Below are 21,874 nucleotides of genomic sequence, written 5' to 3' on the forward strand. Positions count from 1 at the left end.
TTTTTGTATGAATCATTATTGCGTATTAGTTATATATAATATGGATATCAATCAATCAAAATCGTATCAGTTTCTAAAAAATCAGAAAGAGAATACAGTCATTGTTTGTGATAATAGCGAAAAAGAAAATAAGAACGATATTACAATTCAAAAGGACCATCAGATCTATATAAATATGAACGGAAATAAAGGATTATCTTGTGCTTATAACCAGGCTATAAACTATATTGAAAAGGTTAATCCAGATATGAAGGGAAAAGTGACTTTTTTTGATGATGATACAATCATTTCAGAAGATTTTTTTATAAAAATGTCTCAAACTGATAAAGAAATCTGTTTACCAGTGGTAAGTGATGGAAATAGCTTGTTGTCTCCTTCGATGTTTAAAAATGGAAAAAGCATTCGTATTAAAAATTTAGAACAATTGGATATGAAATATATATCTGGAATTAACAGTGGAATGACAATCAATTTGGAAATATTTAAAGACTATCGTTATAATGAATCTTTGTTTCTGGACTATGTGGATCACTATTTTCTATATGAAATGAAACAAAAAAAGAGAACGATTGAAGTTGTAGATACGCAATGTATTCAAAATTTCTCAGCAAATGGAAATGATAAAGAAAGTGATAGAAAAAGATTTGCGATATTTAAAAAAGACAGCAAGACATTTTATAAATTGACCAGTATGAAAGGATATTATAAAGTGATAGGAAGAAGAATCTTCCGATTATGGTTAAAATACAAAGATTTTTCTATGTTTAAGGATTAGACTATGAGAAAAAGTATTTCAGTGGCAATGGCCTGTTATAATGGCCATGAATATATAAAAGAACAATTGGAATCAATTTTAAAACAATTGAATGATTATGATGAGATTGTTATTTCGGTGGATCCTAGTCAAGATGATACAGAAGAAATTATAAATTCTTTTAAAGATTCTAGAATACATTGTATTAAAGGACCGGGAAATGGATTAATCAAAAATTTTGAGAATGCTATTTCTCATACTTCAAATGAAGTGATTTTTTTGAGCGATCAGGATGATGTGTGGCTGGAAGGGAAAGCGGATTTAGCAAATCAGATAAGCGAATCCTGTCAATTGATTTTACATGATGCAATAATTGTGAATGAAAAGAAAGAGGAAATCGAATCTTCTTTCTTTACATATCGATCCTGTAAACAAGGCTTAATTCATAATGTAATCAGGAATTCTTATATTGGATGCTGCATGCTATTTTCAAAAGAGTTGAAGGAACAGATTCTTCCATTTCCGAAAATTCCTATGCATGATCAGTATATAGGGCTGATGGCTGAAAAATCAGGAAAAGTAAAATGGATCAAAAAATCTTATTTGTTATATAGAAGACATACGCAAAATGCCTCGAGTTTAAATTCTTCATCTATTAAAAATCAAATTATTTGGAGAATTCAAATTTGTAAAGCAATCTTAAAAAAACATGATAAAATATAAGAAAAAGAGGTTGAACTATGGAACAGTTATTTACAAATGATATTATTTTATCCTGGTTACAGTATTATGCCAAAAATACTAATATTGATCTGGAAAAAGTAAAAATGATCGATATCACAAGAAAGAATAAAAATGTGATACCAACCGTTGAATCACATAGAGCGGTACTTGTATTTACAGAAGCTGGAAACGATGATATTTTCTATAAAATGTGGCAGGTAGGCTTAGGTCATTGTGATGTTTATTATAATGAAGGATCCAAACCAGAAGGGCAGATTAAAAAAGATAAACTGGAAAATATGATCAATCGTGGAATTAATGCATCTGCAGGAATGCTGATTGTGAATGAAAAAGCGAGAAATACATACAAAATAGGAATGGACAATACTAACTTTTTAAGAGGATCAATCCGTTATGTTGGAAGTGAAATCCGTTCGGTTATTTTAAATAAGATGCATGTTTCCAGAAATGATGATATCTGTATTATTTCTGGAGAAAGTATTGCCATTGAAGCAGCAATCGTAGCAATTGAAGGAACCATTATTGCGGTAGAATATAAAAGAGAAGATCGAAAGACAATGGAAGAAAATATTGAACATTTTGGACTTCATAATATAGAAGTCATTGACTGTGTAAACGAAGATACAATGAAGGATTTACCAGTTCCAAATACAGTATTTTTAGTTGCTTCTGCTTCATTAGAACAGGAACTGGATTGTTTAACAAAATTAAATCCAAATATTAATGTAGTGGTTTATACACTGGATCTAAGTGTAGCAGGAAGCATATCCAAAGTATTTGAAAAGTATTCAATTAAAGATATGGAAATGATACAGGTTTCAATTTCTAAATTGAACCATAAGAATTCATTTGTACAGGAACCCGCTCCATGGATCATATCTGGGAAAGCTAAACGATAAAAAAAACCTGAATTTAATTCAGGCCAAATTTTTAAGTGGTGGACTCTTAGGGATTCGAACCCTAGACCCACTGATTAAGAGTCAGTTGCTCTGCCAACTGAGCTAAGAGTCCATTTTGTTTGCTAAAGTATTTTAGCATAGCTAAGAATAGAATGCAATAAGAATTCGAAAAAAAACTTTACAAGAATAGATGGACATGATAATATATACAAGCAAATGGAAAGTTAGGAGCACCCCTTCTCACCTGATGTTTTCTGAAACATGGGTCAATGCCAAATTAGAGCAAGATAGGTATGGGTGCGTTTAACGTACCCATTTTTTTAGAGAAGGTAGGTGTCGGATATCAATAATCGAAGAGTTGCCCCAAACAATGTAAATGATGATTTGTTCAATGAAAAAATTCCTTTTAAAGAAGTAATGGTAATTAATTCAGATGGAACACAGATGGGCGTTATGTCAAAAAGAGCTGCTATTGAGCTGGCTTACAGTCAAAATTTAGATTTATTATGTGTTGCTGCTAAAGCAAAACCACCAGTCTGTAAAGTACTGGATTATGGTAAATATCATTTCCAACAGCAGAAAAAGGAAAAAGAAGCTAAGAAAAAACAACATGTGGTCGAAATTAAATCACTTCGTTTGTCACCCATCATCGATACGCATGATTTTGAAACAAAAGTTAAACATGCGAAAAATTGGATTGAATCGGGCATGAAAGTTAGGATTGATATGCGATTCCGTGGTCGTATGATGACACGTCAGGAAGTTGGACGTGAAATCATGAACAATTTTATTCAAGAAATGGCAGAAATTGCTATTGTTGAAAAGAAACCTTCATTAGAAGGAAATACGATGTCAACTGTTTTGGCACCAAAGAAAAAGTAATCGGGTAAGGAGGAAAAGACTATGCCTAAAATGAAAAGTCACAGAGGATTAGCTAAGCGTGTTAAAAAGACTGGTTCAGGAAAATTAAAAAGATCTCACGCTTATACATCACACCGTTTCCATGGGAAAACTAAAAAACAAAGACGTCATTTAGCAAAACCTTCAACGGTACATGCTACTGACTACAAACGTATCAAGGATATGTTGGTTAAGTAAGAATAGGAGGAAATAGAAATGGCTAGAGTTAAAGGTGGAACAGTTTCTCGTGCTAGAAGAAAACGCGTTTTGAAATTAGCTAAGGGATATTTTGGTTCTAAACACACATTATATAAAACTGCAAACGAACAGGTTATGCATTCATTTAAATATGCATATAACGATCGTCGTAAATTAAAAGGAAATATGCGTAAATTATGGATTGCTCGTATCAATGCTGCAGCACGTATGAATGATTTATCATATTCTCGTTTAATGCATGGTTTAAAATTAGCTAACATTGATATTAACCGTAAAATGTTATCTGAAATGGCAATTCATGATGCAGCTAGCTTCACTAAATTATGTGAAGAAGCTAAAGCTGCTCTTAATGCTTAATAAGGAATCGAACGATTCCTTTTTTTTGTCAAATTATAGGTATACATGGTATAATTAATAAGTTATACAGGAGGTCCTTATGAAATTAAAACAATATGCTAAACTGATTGTAGAATCAGGTCTAAATGTACAGCCACATCAAATCGTTGTAATACAGGCTCCTATTGAAGCTTATGAACTGGTTCGATATATCAGTGAATATGCTTTTAAAAGACAATGTGAAGACGTTATTATCCGATACAGTGATGAAATTGTTGAACACACTCGATTTACATATCGTTCTGTAGAACAATGGGAACATTATCCTGAACACGAAGCCTTAATGTATAATATGACAGCTAGACAGAATGCATGTTATTTATTTTTAACAGGAGAAGATCCGGAATTAATGAAAGATATTGATGCAAAGAAAATTGCTGCTTTTTCAAAAGCCAAAAATGAAGCAACAAAGGAATGTCGGGATGGACGTATGTTTATGAAGAATTCATGGTGCATTGCAGCGGTCGCAACACAAAAATGGGCTGAAAAAGTATATCCAAAGGAAAAAAATCCAAAAGAAAAATTATGGGATTCCATTTTTTCAATTTGCCGGATCAATGAGAATGCGATTTCCAACTGGGAAAATCATAAACACTCTTTTGAACATAAAATGAATCTGTTAAATTCAATGCAGATACAATCTTTACATTATACCAATTCAATTGGTACAGATTTTAAGATTGATTTATGCGAGAACTATTTATTTGAAGGTGGGGGTTCTACTTTAAAAAATGGCATCTATTATTTCCCGAATATACCAACAGAAGAACTGTTTACTTCTCCAGAAAGAACCAGTGCCAATGGAAAACTGGTCGCATCGATGCCTTTATGTTATAACGGAAATCTTATTGAAGATTTCTGGTTTGAATTTAAAGATGGGAAAGTAACTGATTTTGGTGCAAAGACTGGAAAAGATATATTACAAAGTATATTAAATATAGATGAAAATGCCAGATATTTAGGAGAAGTGGCTCTGGTACCTTATGATTCTCCTATTTCACAGACAAATACATTATTCTATGAAACATTATTTGATGAAAATGCAGCCTGCCATTTCGCATTGGGCTCTTCTTTTGCGGAATGTATAAAAGACGGTTTAACGATGACTAAAGAACAATTAATGGAAAAAGGATTAAATGATTCATTAACACATGTTGATTTTATGATTGGAACCAAAGATTTAAAGATTGTTGCGACTTGTAAAAATGGGAATGAAGTTACAATTTTTGAAGATGGAAATTTTTCATCAATATTTAAATAGGAGGAAAAACAATGGAACAGAAAAGAAGACGTAGACGTGTTCAAAATCATATTTCAAGTGAAGATATAGCTCCAGCTTTATTGGAAAATCAGCCAGATACTTTTGTGGTCGAAGTTCCTGAAGTGGAAGAAGAAAAAGTAGAAGTAAAAGAATATGACACACTTGAAGACCAGGAAAGAAATAGATGGAGAAATCTTCTATGAAAAGAAAAGCTTTTTTGTGAGTGAATATGACAAAGTGGAATCTTATCTGGAAAGTAAATCACAGATGGGGTATCACTATGTAAAGAACAAAGGAAAAAAATATTTCTTTAGAGAAGGAAAACCTGAAAATTATTATTATACACTTCTTTATTATCAATACGATCCAGAAGCTTCACAGTGGAAAGAATGGGAACAGGATGGCTGGAAATTAATGTATCAGCTTCCTGGTAAAAAGAACCATGAAGCGGGATGGTTCATTTTAAGAAATACATTGGGATTTGGAGAATATAAGAAAACCATTGATAATGATTTAGAAAAATATAATTTATTTAAGAAACAGGCAAATTCTTATCGTTCTACTATGTTTTTATATTTTATTATTATGGCTATATGTAGTGTTACAATCTTTATGATATTGAAAATCAGTGGATTTTTAGAAGCATTGATTTCAAGTATTGTCATTCTGGTTATTGCATTGATTTTATTCTTTGTTTATGCCTATCATTTAGTAGTCATAAAGAAGACAGTGAAACGTTTAAAGACTAGACTTCGTTTAAAAGAAAAAGAAGATTTTATTCGTTCTCAAAATGAACCAGATTATTCCCAGACACTGCAGGAACTGGATACCGATTGGAATACAATGGAACAGAGTGAAAGAGTGGAACCTGAAAAAAGACGAAGAAGAAAAAAAATGGAGTAGAATTTCTACTCCATTTCATCTTCTTTCATATCTTCTTCTATGATTGGCCAATATAAATCAAAAGTTTCCTGATATACATCTAAATTGCTCGAACTATGAATTTTTGCGCCAAACAATTTGTCTTTGTTTTCAAATACTTCTTCTAAGGTCAATTCTTTTACAGGCTGCATAAACTGATAAGAATTACTTTCTCCAACCAGCCAGATATCTTTATTGATGTGTTCAACTGTGGAATATTTTTTTAACATCGTTCCAAAACACAATTCTTCTGGATATAAACACATAGAGAAATTAGAAGAACAGTATACTTTATGATCAGCTAAAGCCAGAGCACTTTCATGTGTTAAAATAAACCATGGATAAGTTAAATATACAGTGTCTTCAATGGCTCTCTTTTTGAATTTTTTTACAATTCCAGCTGTCATATTGTTCATACCACGAATCATTTTAGATTTCTGGAAATCATAAGAGTTTGTAAAGAATGCATAATTTTCAATACGATGTTTTAAATCTTCATCTATATCTGTATTTGATTGAACATAATATAAATCTTTATGATCTAAACTTTCTAAAAACTGATCCATTTGTTCTTTATGAACCAGAGGAAGCATTCCATCTGATAAAGTAATAAAATAATCATATTCAAATTCATTATCTTCTTCAAATTTTAAGGCATCCTCAATCTGACAAATATAACCTCTAGGCATAGAAAGATCCGCTGGAAGAGCAGCCGACTGCACTGTAGATACATTTAAACGTGGTTCATCGGCATAAGCTAAAAAAACTTCATCACGTAAATCATCATTATTGATCATTACATAGGCATCATCCCCTGCATCTAATATTTTGTCCAGGTTTTCAGTGATTTCCTCATAGTTTTTTTCTGTATACAATATTAAGTATGCAATTTTCATTATTTTCACCTCATGAGTATAATTATATCACTTTTAAGAAAAGTTACACTAAATTCTTCAAAATTGAATGACCAATATGAAATGATAGTTTAGGAATTTCAAAGTTTTCTAAAATTGTCATACCAATCGTTCCAAAAGAATCCTGGATTTCAAGAGGAGAAGATTCTTTCATAGAAGGAGAATACATCATTAAAGGGACCATTTCTTTAGTATGATCGCTTCCTGTATGAGTTGGATCGTTTCCATGGTCGGCACAGATAATCAGCAGATCGTCTTCTTTTAATTCATTTAGAACGAGTTCCAGCTTACAGTCGAATGCTTCCAGTTCTTTTCCATAGCCAACTGGATTTCTTCTATGACCCCATTTCGCATCAAAATCTACTAAATTCACAAAACATAAACCAGTAAAATCTTTCTTCATAACTTCTAAAGTCTGTTCCATTCCATGAATGGAAGAATTGGAATGATACGATTGAGTTATTCCATTGCCGTTAAAAATATCTTCGATTTTCCCGATGGCAATCACATCTTTCTGATTTTCTTTTAATAGATCCAATACCGTTTTATTAAAAGGGGAAAGAGCATAGTCATGACGATGACTGGTTCGAATGTATTGACCATCTCTTTCAATATAAGGTCTGGCAATCACTCTACCCACTTTCCATTCCGGTTTCATCGTAATGTCTCGGGCAATCTGACAGCAGCGATACAATTCATCCAGACCCATGATTTCTTCATTTCCACAAATTTGCAGGACGGAATCTGCTGAAGTATACACAATCATTTTTTTTGCATTGGACTGGATTTCTTGTGCTGCTAATTCATTTAAGATTTCCGTTCCAGAAGCGGCTTTATTACCAATCACAATATGTCCAGTCTGTTTCTCTAATTCATGAATCAATTCTTCTGGAAATCCATTTTCTGTAAATGTGATAAAAGGTTCTGTAATATGCAATCCCATCATTTCCCAATGACCTGTCATTGTATCTTTACCCACACTTAATTCATTCATTTTTCCATAATAACCAATGGGATTCTCATTGATTATCGCATGAACTGGTTTTTGAATCTGTCCCAATCCCAGTTTCATTAAATTTGGTATAATAAATGGATCCATGTTTTCATCAATATGGGCAAATGTATTTGTTCCTTCATCTCCATATTCTTTTGCATTATACATAGCACCTACACCAAAAGAATCAATCACAATTGTAAATATTCTCTTATATTTCATATTCTTATTGTATCAAAAAAGAGTGCTATAAAACACTCTTAATCCCTAATTCATCCATTGTCTTTTCCATTGCTTTTGCTGCATGCAGACATGTGTTTAAACATTTTGTTTCTTTTGTATGGAATAAAGGCTTGATTTCAATACAATTTGTTCCTTTTAATTCTTCTTTAAAATTGCGAACACATTTTTGTATGGCAGGTCTAAAAACATCCAGCTGATCGTGTGCTTTTGTTTCAATTATTTTTTCTGAAAGAGAAGCAACACAACCAATCAGAGCCCCACAGGTACTTCCGACAAACATGCCTCCACCAAAACCAGCTACTAGTTTCATCTGGTCATCCTGAAGATGTAAACCATAATATTCATTGCATGCATGAAGCAAGGTTTCTGCGCAATTGTAGTCATATTCTACATAATACTTTTGAGTTAAGTCCTGTAAATTCATGATTAGGCCCATCCATATTCTTTTAGAATCATTTTTACATCTTCTTCAAATGTAGAGAATTGAATACCATAAGATTGAATTTTTGAATTATCTAGTCGATAATCTCTAAAACGATCACTGTAACGGTCGTTGTTTGGAAGAATGATTCGATCGATTACTTCATCAGATACATTTAATGTTTTCGCAATGTATCTTGCGGCCTGATAAGTTGTATATTCATTTGTACTGGCACAATGATAAATACCTGAAGGAAGTTTTAGAATGCGATCAAATTGACTGGCAATATGTTTTGCATAAGTCATGCATCGTTTTTCATTTACAGTAAATAAAGTAGGAGTATTTGTAATCAAAGCCTTCATTACATTCTGAATGATATTTGGACTGGCTTTGATACCATCACTGGAAAGCCCCATCTGCCATGAATAACGTAAGATCAGATAATCTTCCAACTGATCCTGAATCAATTGCTCACATTCCAGTTTATTCTGACCATAAACAGTAACCGCATTTAAAGGTTCCTCTTCTTTGAATGGCCCTCTGTTTTCTTTTCCATTAAAAGATTGTTCAGTTCCACTAAAAATGAGACGCGCATTGTTTCTTTTGCAGGCATCAATCACTTTTTGTGTGGATTCTACATTAATTTTATGAGCCAGTTCTGGATTCTGTTCACATAAAGCAGTTGTCGCATTGGCAGCTGTATGAAAACAGATGTCAAATTTTAAATCCGATAAATAAGCTTCTACTGCATCTGGATTAGATAAATCTGCATTTTTTCTTGTCATCTTAATGTAGTTGAATTCAGGATGTTCTTTCATACATAAAGAAGCAAGATAACCATTGGCTCCTGTTACTAAAATTGTTTTCATTTTTACCCTTTCTTAACTCGACTGTATAATAAGTGAGCTCCTTTTCTGATTTTAACTTGATCTGCATTATAAGGCACAAACATAGAATCATATTGAGGAAGAACAATTTCTTCATCTTCCCATACAATTGTGGCATCTTGACCCATATTTGATAAAATGAAATACGAATCTTTTGTTTCAATCTCTAAATCGTTTTCTAAGAATAATTCATCTACACGATAACATTCTGTATCTCCCAGACAATGCGTTACATTTGAAGCTTTAGTAACAGTTGGCTGAAGATTAAAATCACAAACCGCAAAAGAATCTTCTAAGTGAAGAGGACGTCCATTTCCATTGGCATCTTTACGATTGTAATCATAGAAACGATATGTTGTATTGGAATTGGTTCCTACTTCAATGGCCAGAATGTCTTTTCCTAATGCATGAAGCATTCCCATTGGAATAATGACAAAGTCACCTTTTTTTACCTCAACATAATTTAAATACTGTTCCAGTGTTCCTTCTTCTACAGCTTTTCTTAATAATTCTTTATCATTTGTTTTTGTTCCGGCAACCAGTGTAGCACCTGGAGCTGCTTGTAAAATATACCAGCTTTCATGTTTACCAAAATCATTGGAATGCGCTAAACCATATTCATCGGTTGGATGACATTGAATGCTTAAACAATCCTGTGTATCTAAATAGGCACAACGTAACAATTCATGAGATGTAAGACCAGGTCCTAAGATACCTTCCATATCTTCGTCCACCAAATCCTGTAAAGTTTTACCTTCTACATTACGAATCTTATTGGTGCAGTAAGGATGAGCGGAAACTTCCCACCATGTACCATAATTTTTATCGTATCCTCTGGCTTTAGAAATGCGATTGGATCCCCAGATCGTATAATCAGGAATCGGTTCTAATAAAAGAGGTTTCACTATGCATTCTCCTTTTCAAATTCTTCCAAGATCTTTAAAGAACTGGATGTACCAATACGACTTGCACCTGCTTCAATCATGGCTTTACAAGTTTGCCAGTCTCGAATTCCACCGGCTGCTTTTACTTTTACTTGTCCATCTACGGTTTCAGCCATAATTTTAACATCTTCTACAGTGGCTCCGCCTGTACCAAATCCAGTGGAAGTTTTAATAAAATCTGGTTTTACTTCTTTAGCAATTAAAGCTACCTGACGAATTTCTTCTTTTGTTAAGTAACAGTTTTCAAAAATAACTTTACTGATAACATTGTTTTCTCTACAGATTTTAACAATTTCTTCCATTTCTTCTTTTATATAATCCCAATTGCCCATTTTTGCCTGACCAATATCAATGACATAATCAATTTCATCGGCTCCATCTTCAATGGCAATTTTTGTTTCTGCGATTTTAGAAGCTAATCCCGCTTGACCTAAAGGGAAGGAAATAGCTGCACCTACATGAACATCTGTACCTTTTAATTGCTCTTTACAAAACTTTGTCCAAGTTGTGTTGATTGCAACCATACAAGCCCCAATTTCTTTTGCTTCTTTACATAATTTTTCTAAATCTGCATTTGTCGCAAAAGGTTTTAAAAAAGTGTGATCAAAATATTTAGCTAATTCTTGTTTATTCATAACAATTCCTCCTGACGCTTTTTATAATAAATCAAAAAAAACAAAATTTCAAGAAAATGTTATAACATTATATTAAATATACATTTTTTTGCAATTTCATAAATAATGAGTATACTCTTTGATGTGGAGGAAGAATATGTCTAAAGTAGATTTTACAATTGAAAATATCGATGCAGAAATGATCATCGCAAAGAAAACGATACAGAAAGAAATTCCGTTACCAGAAGGATATGAATACGTACCCTTTTCAAATCAGTATCAGGACAAAATCAGTGCTTTATATAAAGAATTAAATATAAATATAAATCTGGATGAAAAAATTCAGTCACAAAGAGAAATCTTTAAAAATCATTGTTTACTGGTTACTTTAAAAAATGAATTGGTTGGATTTTTATGTTTATTGAAAGATGAAAGCCAATGTCTATATTTAGCTTGTACAGCCGTTAAAGAAGGACATCAGCATAAAGGAATTGGAAAAGCTATGATTTCTAAATGTTGTATGAATTTTGATCGTATTAAAGGAAAATATCCTTTGTATGCAAAAGTAAATGCGCAAGCCTATAATGAAATTAAGCTATTGTCAAAAATGGAATTTACTCCTTTTTTAGGTCAGACAAGTACAAAAAGCGAAGAGGAATCTGTGCAGGATTGGGAAAGAATCACAAAAATCTTAAAAGAAAAGCAGGTGTAAATATGATATGGATTGGTGTTATTGCCATATTAGAAGCTCTTTATATAGGATATTTAAAAAATAGAGAATCATTGGTCATTGAAAAATTGAATGAAACCATTAAAGATTTATTGACTGCCATCAATGAATTGATGAAAGATTATGAGATTAAAGATGCATCTAAATATTTTAAAAAAATAAGGAATGTAAAAATTGAAATGAAATAATTGGAACAAGGTAAAACTTGTTCTTTTTTATATGTTATACTACTTTTATGAAAAAGATGGGAACAAAGACATTAGAAACAGAAAGACTGATTTTAAGAAGATTTAAGATCGAAGATGCCACTGAAATGTATAACAATTGGGCTAAGGATGAAAAGGTTACTCATTATCTGACATGGCCAGTTCATCAAAGTGTACAGGTTACGGAAAATATTTTAAAGATGTGGATGTCTCAATATGAAAATTTAAACTATTATCAGTGGGCCATTGAATTAAAAGGAGGAGAAGTGATTGGATCCATTGGAGTGACTAATGAAATGGATGAACGATTACAATGTGCACATATTGGATACTGCATTGGAACAAAGTGGTGGCATCAGGGATATACAAGTGAAGCATTAAAGGAAGCGATTCGTTTTTTATTTGAAGAAGTTGATGTGGTTCGCATTGAATCCAAACATAATAGAGAAAATGTACATTCTGGCCAGGTTATGAAAAAATGTGGAATGAAATATGAAGGTTGTTTAAGGCAATCTGACATAGATAATCAGGGTTTTTATGATGCCTGTTTTTATGGAATGATTAAAGAAGAGTATATAAAATAAAAAACTCGCTTGAAACGAGTTTTCTTTTTAAAATGGTGGGGACGGAGGGACTTGAACCCTCACGGTGTTACCACCAACGGATTTTAAGTCCGTTGCGTCTGCCTATTCCGCCACGACCCCAACTGACTTTAATAGTATATAAAAAAACAGAATGGGATGCAAGTCTTTTTTTCATAAAAATATATTTTGTATTCGATTTTTGATACTGTATAATAGAGTAGATAAGTGACAGGAGATAAATTATGCCAAAGAGAAGTGACGTAAATAAAGTTCTTGTGATAGGATCCGGTCCAGTTATTATTGGACAGGCCGCTGAATTTGATTATTCAGGAACACAAGCATGTAAAGCTTTAAGAAAATTAGGGTATCAGATTGTATTGGTCAATTCCAATCCAGCAACGATTATGACTGATCCAGATACTGCAGATGTAACATATATTGAACCATTGAATGTTCAAAGATTGACACAGATTATTGAAAAAGAAAGACCGGATGCCTTATTACCGAATCTGGGAGGACAATCGGCTTTAAATTTATGTTCTGAATTATCCCAGGCAGGTATTTTAGATAAATATCATGTCGAAGTATTAGGAGTAAAAGTGGATGCAATCGAAAAAGGAGAAGATCGTCTGGCTTTTAAAGAATCCATGAATGCTTTAGGAATTGAAATGGCGCGTTCGGAAATTGCCAATACAGTGGAACAGGCAATTGAAATTGCATCGAAACTGGGGTATCCGGTTGTAGTTCGTCCTGCTTATACAATGGGAGGAGCTGGAGGAGGACTGGTTTATAATATTGAAGAATTAAAAACCGTTGTTTCCAGAGGGTTACAAGCCAGCTTGGTTCATGAATGTTTAATTGAAGAATCCATTTTAGGATGGGAAGAATTAGAAGTAGAAGTAGTTCGAGATGCCAAAAATAATATGATTACGGTCTGCTTTATTGAAAATATTGATCCTATGGGAGTTCATACAGGAGATTCTTTCTGTGCAGCTCCAATGTTGACAATCTCTCAGGAAGTTCAGGATCGTTTAAAAGACATGGCATTCCGTATAGTAGAGTCCATTAATGTGATTGGGGGAACCAATGTACAATTTGCTCATGATCCAAAAACAGATCGCATTGTTGTGATTGAAATCAATCCTAGAACGTCTCGTTCTTCGGCATTGGCTTCCAAAGCAACTGGTTTTCCAATTGCCTTGGTTTCTGCGATGTTGGCAGCAGGTCTTACACTGGATGAAATCGAATGTGGAAAATATGGAACATTGGATAAATATATACCCGATGGAGATTATGTCGTAATAAAATTTGCTCGTTGGGCTTTTGAAAAATTTAAAGGTTCTAAAGATGAATTGGGAACACAAATGCGTGCCGTTGGAGAAGTCATGTCCATTGGAAAGACGTACAAGGAAGCATTCCAGAAAGCCATTCGTTCATTGGAAATTGGATGTTATGGTTTAGGACATGTGAAAAATTATGATTCATTAAGTAAAGAAGAATTATTGAATAAATTGAGCATTCCAACATCACAGCGTCAATTTTTGATGTATGAAGCTTTACGTAAAGGTGCAAGCATTGAAGAACTGCACCAGATTACAAAAATCAAACCTTATTTTATTGAACAAATGAAGGAACTGGTAGAGGAAGAAGAAGCTTTATTAATATATAAACGTTCTTTACCACCGGTAGATGTTTTGAAAAATGCGAAACAGAATGGTTTTTCAGATAAATATTTATCACAGATATTAGAAGTACAAGAAGAAGAGATTCGTAAACAGCGAATTAAAAATCAGATTGTTCAGACTTGGCAGCCAGTTCATGTATCAGGTACAAAAGATAATGCATATTATTATTCAACTTATAATGAAGAAGATCATGATATTGTATCGGATGCGAAAAAAGTTATGATTTTAGGTGGTGGTCCAAATCGTATTGGACAGGGTATCGAATTTGATTACTGTTGTGTACATGCGGCTTTATCTTTGAAAAAATTAGGACTTGAAACGATTATCGTTAACTGTAATCCAGAAACGGTATCAACGGATTATGACACATCCGATAAATTATATTTTGAACCATTGACATTAGAAGATGTTTTAAGCATTCATGAAAAAGAAAAACCAGTGGGTGTTATTGCTCAGTTTGGTGGACAAACGCCACTAAATTTAGCAAATGAATTAAAGAAAAATGGTGTAAATATATTAGGAACCACTCCAGAAACCATTGATATGGCTGAAGATCGTGATTTATTCAATGGAATGATGGAAAAATTAGGAATTCCAATGCCTGAATCGGGAATGGCTATCAATATTGAAGAAGCTTTAGAAATCGCAAAACGAATTGGATATCCATTGATGGTTCGTCCATCTTATGTATTAGGTGGAAGAGGAATGGAAGTTGTATACGATGATAAGGATCTAAAAGAATATATGGCGGCTGCTGTAGGAGTAACTCCAGATCGTCCTATTCTGATTGATCGATTCTTAAATAACGCATTAGAATGTGAAGCAGATGCCATTAGTGATGGAGAACATGTTTTTGTTCCTGCAGTTATGGAACATATTGAATTGGCTGGTATCCATTCTGGAGATTCTGCCTGTATGCTTCCAAGTAAGAACATTCCATTCCGTCATTTAAAATCAATTAAAGAATATACGAAAAAAATCGCAAAAGAAATGAATGTACGTGGATTGATGAATATGCAGTATGCCATTGCGGATGATAAAGTTTATGTACTGGAAGCCAATCCAAGAGCCAGCCGTACCGTACCTTTGGTTTCAAAAGTATGCAATGTGAACATGGTCAAACTGGCAACGGAAATTATCACATGTCCAATCACAAAACAGGAATCACCTGTACCTGGGTTAAAAGAAAAAGTGATTCCTCATGTTGGGGTAAAAGAAGCTGTATTTCCTTTTAATATGTTCCCAGAAGTGGATCCAGTTTTAGGTCCGGAAATGCGTTCGACTGGAGAAGTATTGGGATTGGGAGCTTCTTTTGGAGAAGGATATTTTAAAGCACAGGAAGCCACTCAAACATTGCTGCCTGTAGAAGGAAAAGTTTTAATTTCTGTCAGTGATCGTGATAAAGGAGAATTGATTTCTTTAGCTCAGGGATATTATGATGCCGGTTTTGAACTGGTTGCCACAGGAAAAACATACCAGATGATTAAAGAACACAACATTCCGGTTTCTTTCATTAATAAAATGTATGAAGGTAGACCCAATATAGAAGACATTATTACCAATGGAGAAATCTGTATGGTCATTAATACTCCAAGTGGGAAACAAAGTATTCATGATGACAGTTATATTCGTAAATCGGCCATTAAAATGCACATCCCATATGTCACAAACATGGCAGCGGCTAAAGCATCACTGGAAGGAATTCGTGAAATCAAAATTCACGGTCTACATGAAGTCTGTTCTTTACAGGAATATCATAAGCACATTAAATAGGCGAGTAATCGCCTTTTTATATTGTCATATATAATGTCAATATAAAATATATTTTAGTATCAGGAGGAAACGATATGTCAAGATGTGCAAAATGTATAAAAATGTTGATATTGTTAAGTGAAAATGGAAAAATGTCTTCCATTGAACTGGCACAGGAATTACAGACCAATGTAAGAAATATTCGAGAATACAGAAAAGAGCTAGAGGAAGCAGGATTTCAGTTTCAATCCAAGACGGGAAGTAAGGGAGGTATTGAATTAGAAAATTGTAGAATCAAAATTATTCCAAATTAAATCATGACAAATACAGGAATTCGTTGTACACTTTCCTATGGAAAGAAGGGTTTAATATGATTTCAAAACAAATGATCGAATTGAAAAATGCGATGAAGGAAAAGAATATACAAGCTTATATCATTCCAACAAGTGATTTTCACGATACGGAAACGGCAGCAGATTATTTTGCGGCGCGAAAATATTTTTCTGGATTTACAGGAAGTGCTGGGGTTCTGGTCGTATTAGAGGATAAAGCTGCTTTATGGACAGATGGACGTTATTTTATCCAGGCAGAAAACGAATTGGCCAACAGTGGAATCGATTTAATGAAACAAGGTCAGGAAGGAGTTCCTTCGATTGAAGAATATATCCTTTCCAATTTAATAGAAGGTCAAACAGTAGGTTTTGATGGTCGTACCATTGGTTATAACGATGCGATGAAATATAAAGAAGTCTTTGAAACTTCTCAATTAAAAATGAATGTCAATTTGGATCTGGTCAGTGAAATCTGGAAAGATCGCCCAGAAAGGCCACATGCTCAAACGTTCTATTATTCTGAAAAATATTCAGGACGATCCATTTCACAAAAATTAGAAATGGTACGTAAAGAAATGAATAAATTAAATGCTTATACTTATGTAGTTACTAAGATTGATGAAGTTGCATGGCTTTATAATATTCGTGCGAAAGACATTGAAAATGTACCTTTACCTATGTCTTATGCATTGGTCACAATTGACCAGGCAATGTTGTATATAGATTCAACTCGATTGGATGACCAGAGTCAGAAAAAATTGAAAGAAGCCAATGTACAGATATGTGAGTATGATGCGATATATGAAGATGTCACAAAACAGAAAGGTCCAGTGTTATTGGATCCATCTACATGTAATTCTCGCATTGCCATGTCCATACAGGAACCATTAGTCAAAGAAATGAGTCCAATCATTTTATTAAAAGCATGTAAAAATGAAGTGGAACTGGAAAACACAAAATGGGCTCATATTAAAGATGGGGTAGCTGTTACTAAATTCATGTACTGGTTAAAACAAAATGTTTCTTCAATGGAAATTGATGAAGTATCGGCTTCAAAAAAATTAACCGAATTCAGATCGCAACAGGAAAATTATATAGAAGATTCTTTTACAACCATTCCTGCTTATAAAGAAAATGCAGCTATGATGCATTATCATGCCAAAGAAGGAAATTGTGCACAATTAAAACCAGAAGGATTGTTTCTAGTGGATAGCGGTGGACATTATTATGAAGGAACAACGGATATTACCCGTACTTTTGTATTAGGTCCATTATCCGATGAGGAAAAATACTGGTTTACTAAAGCTATGCGTTCTCACATTCGTCTGGCAAAAGCCCATTTCTTATATGGTTGTCATGGATACAATCTGGATATTCTTTCTAGAGGACCTTTATGGGACGAAGATTTAGATTATCAATGTGGAACAGGACATGGAGTGGGTCATTTATCCAACGTTCATGAATGTCCAAATGGATTCAGGTGGCGTATTGTACCGGAAAGAAATGATTCCTGTGTACTGGAAGAAGGTATGATTCAAAGCAATGAACCAGGTGTTTATATTGAAGGAAAAATGGGGATTCGACATGAAAATGAATATGTTGTCGTAAAAGGAAAGAAAAATTTCTATGGACAATTTATGCATTTTGAATGTTTGACATGGGTTCCATTTGATTCTCAGGGAATCGATCCTTCACTAATGATGAAAGATGAAATTGAATGGTATAACTGGTATCAGAATGAATGTTACAACAAGCTGGCTTCTGGTCTGAATGAAGATGAAAAAGCTTGGCTGAAAGAAGTATGTAAACCATTATAATATGAAAGAAAAAATGATATATACGACATGTCCACATTGTGGGCATGTTTTTCAAATTAAAAGAGATACCTTTTCCATTGCAGGCATGAATTCAATAATCGATCAAAGATTAAAAGAAGGTACGTATTTTACTCATATCTGTCAAAAATGTAAGCAGCCTTTTTATTTATTTCACCCATTTTTATATAGAGATCCAGTATTGAAATATATACTGATTTTATCTCAACAAAAATCATTTGAATCTTTACCAGAAGATGAAAAAATCATTGTATGTAAAAATGTAAATCAATTTCTTTTTTCTTATAAAGTATTGTCTCAACAATTAAATCTTAAATTTATATTTGAAAAGAAAAAAACATTGGAAAATCGAATTCATCATCCTGTAAAATTTGATAGTTATGACTCAATAAATCAATGTTTATGGTTTTATAAAAATCAGCAGCCGATTGCGCTTAAACTAAAAGAAGTTGAAATCGAAAAGGTATATGATAGAATAAATACGTTATAGGAAAGGAAATAATATGAAAATATTAGTAACAGGAGGAGCCGGGTATATAGGTTCTCATACATGTGTTGAATTATTAGAAAATGATTATGAAGTAGTAATCTTGGATAATTTATACAATTCATCTGAAAAAGCAGTGAATCGAATTGAAAAGATCACAAATAAAAAAGTAACTTTTTATAAAACCGATCTTTTAAATAAAGAAGAAATGAATGCGATTTTTGAAAAAGAAAAAATTGATGCGGTGATTCATTTTGCGGGATTAAAAGCAGTGGGAGAAAGTGTAAGAAAACCGTTGGAATATTATCAGAATAATATTACAGGAACTTTAAATTTGATTGAAGTTATGAAAAAACAAAATGTGAAGAATATTATTTTTTCATCCAGTGCAACTGTTTATGGTAATCCTGCAAGCATTCCAATTACAGAAGAATGTCCTAAAGGGGTTTGTACCAATCCTTATGGGTGGACCAAATGGATGTTAGAACAAATTTTAAGCGATGTATATACATCCGATCCAGAATGGAATGTCATGCTTTTAAGATATTTTAATCCCATTGGAGCTCATGAAAGTGGATTAATTGGGGAAGATCCAAAAGGAATTCCAAATAATTTATTACCATATGTTGCTCAGGTTGCCATTGGAAAACTGGAATGTGTTGGTGTTTTTGGAAATGATTATGATACACCAGATGGAACAGGTGTTAGAGATTACATTCATGTTGTTGATTTAGCAAAAGGACATGTAAAAGCTTTAGAAAAAATAAAAGAAAAAGCGGGATTAAAAGTATATAATCTAGGTACAGGGAATGGATATAGCGTTCTGGATGTGATTCATGCATTTGAAAAAGCATGCGGTCATACCATTCCTTATCAAATTAAGCCACGTAGAGAAGGAGATATTGCGACTTGTTATTCAAAATGTGACAAAGCCAAAGATGAATTAGGATGGGAGGCACAATACAATTTGGATGATATGGTATCTTCCAGCTGGAAATGGCAGACAATGAATCCAAATGGGTACAAAGGAGAATAAGATGAAAAAATTTATTGAAGAATTTAAAGCTTTTGCGTTTCGTGGAAATGTAGTGGATTTGTCGATTGGTGTTTTGATTGGAGGGGCTTTTTCTGCCTTGGTTGCTTCTTTTACAAATGATATCATCAATCCTATTCTTGCAATTTTAGGTGATCCAGCTGTTGGTCTTGGTTGGGTGATTCCACTTCCTGGAGGAAGTGATGGAATCCTGATTGGAGATTTTATTGGAGCAATTATCAATTTTTTGATTATGGCTTTTGTGATTTTTATCATCATGAAATCATTGAATAAATTAGCTGCAGCTGGTAAAAAACAGGAAGAGGAAGCAGTTAGTGAACCTGTAAAAGACCCACAATTAGAATTATTAGAAGAGATCAGAGATTTATTAAAAGATCAGAAATAAAATACCGGAATCTTTATTCCGGTAATTTTTTATATAAGCTGAAATACATCGTGATAAAACAAGCCAGTCCACCAATGAGATTGGATACAGGTTCAGCCCAGAAAACTCCATCAATTCCCATAATGGTAGGCAGATAGATTGTAAGTGGTATGACAATAATGGCTTTCCTCAATAAGGAAAAGAAGATAGCTCTTTTTGCACATCCCAAAGCCTGAAATGTACTTTGTCCACAGAATTGAAATGCCATGAAACAAAATCCAATAAAATAAATATTCAAAGAACGAGGTCCATAAGATAAAATGGTTTCATCGGTAGTAAAAATGGACATTAATAATTTTGGAAAGGTAATCACAAGAATCCAGGCAATAAAAGTATAAATGATTCCAACTTTTACATTAAATCGAATTCCTTCTTTAACTCTTTTATATTGTTTTGCTCCATAATTGTATCCATTTACAGGCTGACAGCCCGATCCAAGAGCCTGAACGGGTACGGACAGGATTTCTCGAACGGAATTGATGATGGTCATAATGCCAACATACAAATCTCCTCCATAAAGAGTAAGAGTCTGATTACAGATGATCTGTACAGAACAATTGGTGGCCATAACGATAAAACCAGATAATCCTAAAGATAAGATTTTCTTTATATAAAACCATTGAGGTTTTAAATATTTTCTTTGGATACGATAGGTTTTCTTTGAATCCATAAAGAAATAAAGTACCCATAAAAAAGATATAAATTGAGACACAACCGTCGCAAAGGCAGCCCCTTGAATTCCCATATGAAGTAAAAAGATAAAGATGGGATCTAAAATGATATTCAAAAGGGCTCCAATCAAAATTGTATACATTCCGATTTTAGGATATCCCTGTGCATTGATCATTCCATTTAAACCAGTAGAAAACATTGAAAATAAAGTACCCAATAAATATATATTCAAATATTGATTTGCATAGTAATAAGATTCATCACTGGCTCCAAAGGCATATAAAATGGGTTTTTTAAAGATATAACACAGAATCATTAATAAAATGGAAGTCATCACAATCAATGTCGTACACTGAGATAAAATGTGATTGGCTTTTTCATCGTTCTTTTCTCCTCTGGCCATCGAAAATAAAGGTGTGGCCCCAGATGAATACAATTGAGTAAAGGCTCCAATTAATGTTGTTAATGGAAATACGATTCCAATTCCTGTTAATGCCATTGAACCTATTTCTGGTAAATGTCCAATATAAATGCGATCAATTACGTTATACAACAATTGAATCAATTGAGCAAACAACAAGGGAATGGTTTGAATCAATATAATCTTAGATACTTTTCCTTTTGAAAAATCATTTTGCATAAAAATATCATACTCTTTTTTCTTAGATTAAGCTATTTTGTTTTAATAATTTGAATATACAAGTAAATAATTACTAAAATCTGAAAAAAGGTACTTTGATAAGTTTATACAGATATTCATGAGGTTGATAAAATTTAATTAAGTATATAAACGATTCAAAGTGGACAATTTAAATGACGAAAAGAAAAAAAAGAAAAAACATAAAATAATATTATTAATTCTATCTAATCGTTTTTGAAGTGAACCCCAAAAGTTGGACTACCAATTGAAAGGGGTTCATTTTTATATGGCAAAACTTACTAGAGAACAAAGAATAGAAATATATCATAAAAGAAAATCTGGAGTTACTATAAAATCCTTAT

The 21,874-nt window shown here is 33.1% G+C and carries 25 protein-coding genes and 2 tRNA genes; 18 read left to right on the forward strand and 9 right to left on the reverse strand.

Features of this window, described 5'->3' with window-relative positions; translation table 11 throughout:
• Positions 1-7: 7 nt before the first annotated feature.
• The 3 genes from FYJ50_RS04260 to FYJ50_RS04270 are packed head-to-tail and all read left to right on the forward strand — an operon-like array spanning position 8 to position 2,397.
• The gene (locus tag FYJ50_RS04260; RefSeq protein WP_154459801.1) at positions 8-775 is read left to right on the forward strand and encodes a glycosyltransferase family protein; all 768 of its coding nucleotides are present in this window, start codon (positions 8-10) and stop codon (positions 773-775) included.
• 3 nt (positions 776-778) lie between these two features.
• The gene (locus FYJ50_RS04265) at positions 779-1,477 is read left to right on the forward strand and encodes a glycosyltransferase (protein ID WP_154459803.1); all 699 of its coding nucleotides are present in this window, start codon (positions 779-781) and stop codon (positions 1,475-1,477) included.
• A 17-nt stretch (positions 1,478-1,494) separates the two neighbouring features.
• Positions 1,495-2,397, forward strand: a complete 903-nt coding sequence (locus FYJ50_RS04270; RefSeq protein ID WP_154459805.1) for a precorrin-6B methylase — start codon at positions 1,495-1,497, stop codon at positions 2,395-2,397.
• A gap of 36 nt (positions 2,398-2,433) precedes the next feature.
• Here FYJ50_RS04270 and FYJ50_RS04275 read toward each other — a convergent pair.
• Positions 2,434-2,509: transfer RNA gene (locus FYJ50_RS04275), tRNA-Lys, on the reverse strand.
• Between the two features lie 221 nt (positions 2,510-2,730).
• On the opposite strand from FYJ50_RS04275, the gene infC reads away from it, so the two are divergent.
• The 6 genes from infC to FYJ50_RS04305 all read left to right on the forward strand — a co-directional run bounded on the left by infC (position 2,731) and on the right by FYJ50_RS04305 (position 6,076).
• Positions 2,731-3,279 carry a translation initiation factor IF-3 gene (gene infC, locus FYJ50_RS04280; protein WP_276982912.1) on the forward strand — a complete coding sequence of 183 codons (549 nt, stop codon included), beginning with the start codon at positions 2,731-2,733 and terminating at the stop codon, positions 3,277-3,279.
• 21 nt (positions 3,280-3,300) lie between these two features.
• A complete protein-coding gene (gene rpmI, locus FYJ50_RS04285) occupies positions 3,301-3,495 on the forward strand; it encodes a 50S ribosomal protein L35 (protein ID WP_154459806.1) in 195 nt (64 codons plus the stop codon).
• A gap of 18 nt (positions 3,496-3,513) precedes the next feature.
• Positions 3,514-3,873, forward strand: a complete 360-nt coding sequence (rplT, locus tag FYJ50_RS04290; RefSeq protein ID WP_154459809.1) for a 50S ribosomal protein L20 — start codon at positions 3,514-3,516, stop codon at positions 3,871-3,873.
• Between the two features lie 79 nt (positions 3,874-3,952).
• Complete coding sequence (locus FYJ50_RS04295) at positions 3,953-5,173, forward strand: aminopeptidase (RefSeq protein WP_154459811.1); 1,221 nt, start codon at positions 3,953-3,955, stop codon at positions 5,171-5,173.
• A gap of 11 nt (positions 5,174-5,184) precedes the next feature.
• Complete coding sequence (locus FYJ50_RS04300) at positions 5,185-5,376, forward strand: hypothetical protein (protein ID WP_154459813.1); 192 nt, start codon at positions 5,185-5,187, stop codon at positions 5,374-5,376.
• A complete protein-coding gene (locus FYJ50_RS04305; RefSeq protein ID WP_154459814.1) occupies positions 5,327-6,076 on the forward strand; it encodes a DUF2812 domain-containing protein in 750 nt (249 codons plus the stop codon). Before FYJ50_RS04300 ends, FYJ50_RS04305 begins: the two co-directional genes overlap by 50 nt.
• 5 nt (positions 6,077-6,081) lie before the next feature.
• Here FYJ50_RS04305 and FYJ50_RS04310 read toward each other — a convergent pair whose 3' ends face one another.
• Genes FYJ50_RS04310 through deoC form a run of 6 tightly spaced genes read right to left on the reverse strand, consistent with a single transcriptional unit; the run spans position 6,082 to position 11,132 of the window.
• The gene (locus tag FYJ50_RS04310; RefSeq protein WP_154459815.1) at positions 6,082-6,990 is read right to left on the reverse strand and encodes a hypothetical protein; all 909 of its coding nucleotides are present in this window, start codon (positions 6,988-6,990) and stop codon (positions 6,082-6,084) included.
• Between the two features lie 43 nt (positions 6,991-7,033).
• The gene (locus FYJ50_RS04315; protein ID WP_154459817.1) at positions 7,034-8,224 is read right to left on the reverse strand and encodes a phosphopentomutase; all 1,191 of its coding nucleotides are present in this window, start codon (positions 8,222-8,224) and stop codon (positions 7,034-7,036) included.
• A 25-nt stretch (positions 8,225-8,249) separates the two neighbouring features.
• Complete coding sequence (locus tag FYJ50_RS04320) at positions 8,250-8,669, reverse strand: C-GCAxxG-C-C family protein (RefSeq protein ID WP_235900921.1); 420 nt, start codon at positions 8,667-8,669, stop codon at positions 8,250-8,252.
• A 2-nt stretch (positions 8,670-8,671) separates the two neighbouring features.
• Entirely contained in the window at positions 8,672-9,535 is an 864-nt protein-coding gene (locus tag FYJ50_RS04325) for an SDR family oxidoreductase (RefSeq protein ID WP_154459820.1), read from the reverse strand.
• Between the two features lie 2 nt (positions 9,536-9,537).
• Positions 9,538-10,458 carry a class I mannose-6-phosphate isomerase gene (locus tag FYJ50_RS04330; RefSeq protein WP_320859882.1) on the reverse strand — a complete coding sequence of 307 codons (921 nt, stop codon included), beginning with the start codon at positions 10,456-10,458 and terminating at the stop codon, positions 9,538-9,540.
• Positions 10,458-11,132, reverse strand: a complete 675-nt coding sequence (gene deoC, locus FYJ50_RS04335) for a deoxyribose-phosphate aldolase (RefSeq protein WP_154459822.1) — start codon at positions 11,130-11,132, stop codon at positions 10,458-10,460. The genes FYJ50_RS04330 and deoC overlap by 1 nt, the downstream gene beginning before the upstream one ends.
• Positions 11,133-11,268: 136 nt before the next feature.
• Here deoC and FYJ50_RS04340 point away from each other — a divergent pair, with 136 nt between their 5' ends.
• The 3 genes from FYJ50_RS04340 to FYJ50_RS04350 are packed head-to-tail and all read left to right on the forward strand — an operon-like array spanning position 11,269 to position 12,631.
• A complete protein-coding gene (locus FYJ50_RS04340; RefSeq protein ID WP_205946417.1) occupies positions 11,269-11,823 on the forward strand; it encodes a GNAT family N-acetyltransferase in 555 nt (184 codons plus the stop codon).
• Between the two features lie 2 nt (positions 11,824-11,825).
• On the forward strand, positions 11,826-12,029 hold the full coding sequence (locus FYJ50_RS04345) for a hypothetical protein (protein WP_154459824.1): 204 nt from the start codon (positions 11,826-11,828) through the stop codon (positions 12,027-12,029).
• A 47-nt stretch (positions 12,030-12,076) separates the two neighbouring features.
• The gene (locus tag FYJ50_RS04350; RefSeq protein WP_154459826.1) at positions 12,077-12,631 is read left to right on the forward strand and encodes a GNAT family N-acetyltransferase; all 555 of its coding nucleotides are present in this window, start codon (positions 12,077-12,079) and stop codon (positions 12,629-12,631) included.
• Positions 12,632-12,664: 33 nt separating this feature from the next.
• Here the strand turns inward: FYJ50_RS04350 and FYJ50_RS04355 are convergent.
• Positions 12,665-12,751 (reverse strand) — tRNA-Leu (locus FYJ50_RS04355).
• A 122-nt stretch (positions 12,752-12,873) separates the two neighbouring features.
• Between FYJ50_RS04355 and carB the strand changes: the two genes are divergently transcribed.
• The 6 genes from carB (at position 12,874) to mscL (ending at position 20,161) form a co-directional block, all read left to right on the forward strand.
• The gene (gene carB, locus FYJ50_RS04360; protein WP_154459827.1) at positions 12,874-16,089 is read left to right on the forward strand and encodes a carbamoyl-phosphate synthase large subunit; all 3,216 of its coding nucleotides are present in this window, start codon (positions 12,874-12,876) and stop codon (positions 16,087-16,089) included.
• Positions 16,090-16,163: 74 nt separating this feature from the next.
• Positions 16,164-16,382 carry a winged helix-turn-helix transcriptional regulator gene (locus tag FYJ50_RS04365; RefSeq protein WP_154459829.1) on the forward strand — a complete coding sequence of 73 codons (219 nt, stop codon included), beginning with the start codon at positions 16,164-16,166 and terminating at the stop codon, positions 16,380-16,382.
• A gap of 56 nt (positions 16,383-16,438) precedes the next feature.
• Positions 16,439-18,217, forward strand: coding sequence for an aminopeptidase P family protein (locus FYJ50_RS04370; protein ID WP_154459831.1), 1,779 nt, complete (start codon positions 16,439-16,441; stop codon positions 18,215-18,217).
• 13 nt (positions 18,218-18,230) lie between these two features.
• Positions 18,231-18,725, forward strand: coding sequence for a CpXC domain-containing protein (locus FYJ50_RS04375; RefSeq protein WP_205946418.1), 495 nt, complete (start codon positions 18,231-18,233; stop codon positions 18,723-18,725).
• 13 nt (positions 18,726-18,738) lie between these two features.
• Entirely contained in the window at positions 18,739-19,758 is a 1,020-nt protein-coding gene (gene galE, locus FYJ50_RS04380) for a UDP-glucose 4-epimerase GalE (protein WP_154459835.1), read from the forward strand.
• 1 nt (position 19,759) lies between these two features.
• Positions 19,760-20,161 carry a large conductance mechanosensitive channel protein MscL gene (mscL, locus tag FYJ50_RS04385; RefSeq protein ID WP_154459837.1) on the forward strand — a complete coding sequence of 134 codons (402 nt, stop codon included), beginning with the start codon at positions 19,760-19,762 and terminating at the stop codon, positions 20,159-20,161.
• Between the two features lie 13 nt (positions 20,162-20,174).
• Here mscL and FYJ50_RS04390 read toward each other — a convergent pair whose 3' ends face one another.
• Positions 20,175-21,512, reverse strand: a complete 1,338-nt coding sequence (locus tag FYJ50_RS04390; protein WP_154459838.1) for an MATE family efflux transporter — start codon at positions 21,510-21,512, stop codon at positions 20,175-20,177.
• Positions 21,513-21,874 lie beyond the last annotated feature (362 nt).

The organism is Floccifex porci (assembly GCF_009696175.1).
Taxonomy (GTDB): domain Bacteria; phylum Bacillota_I; class Bacilli_A; order Erysipelotrichales; family Erysipelotrichaceae; genus Floccifex; species Floccifex porci.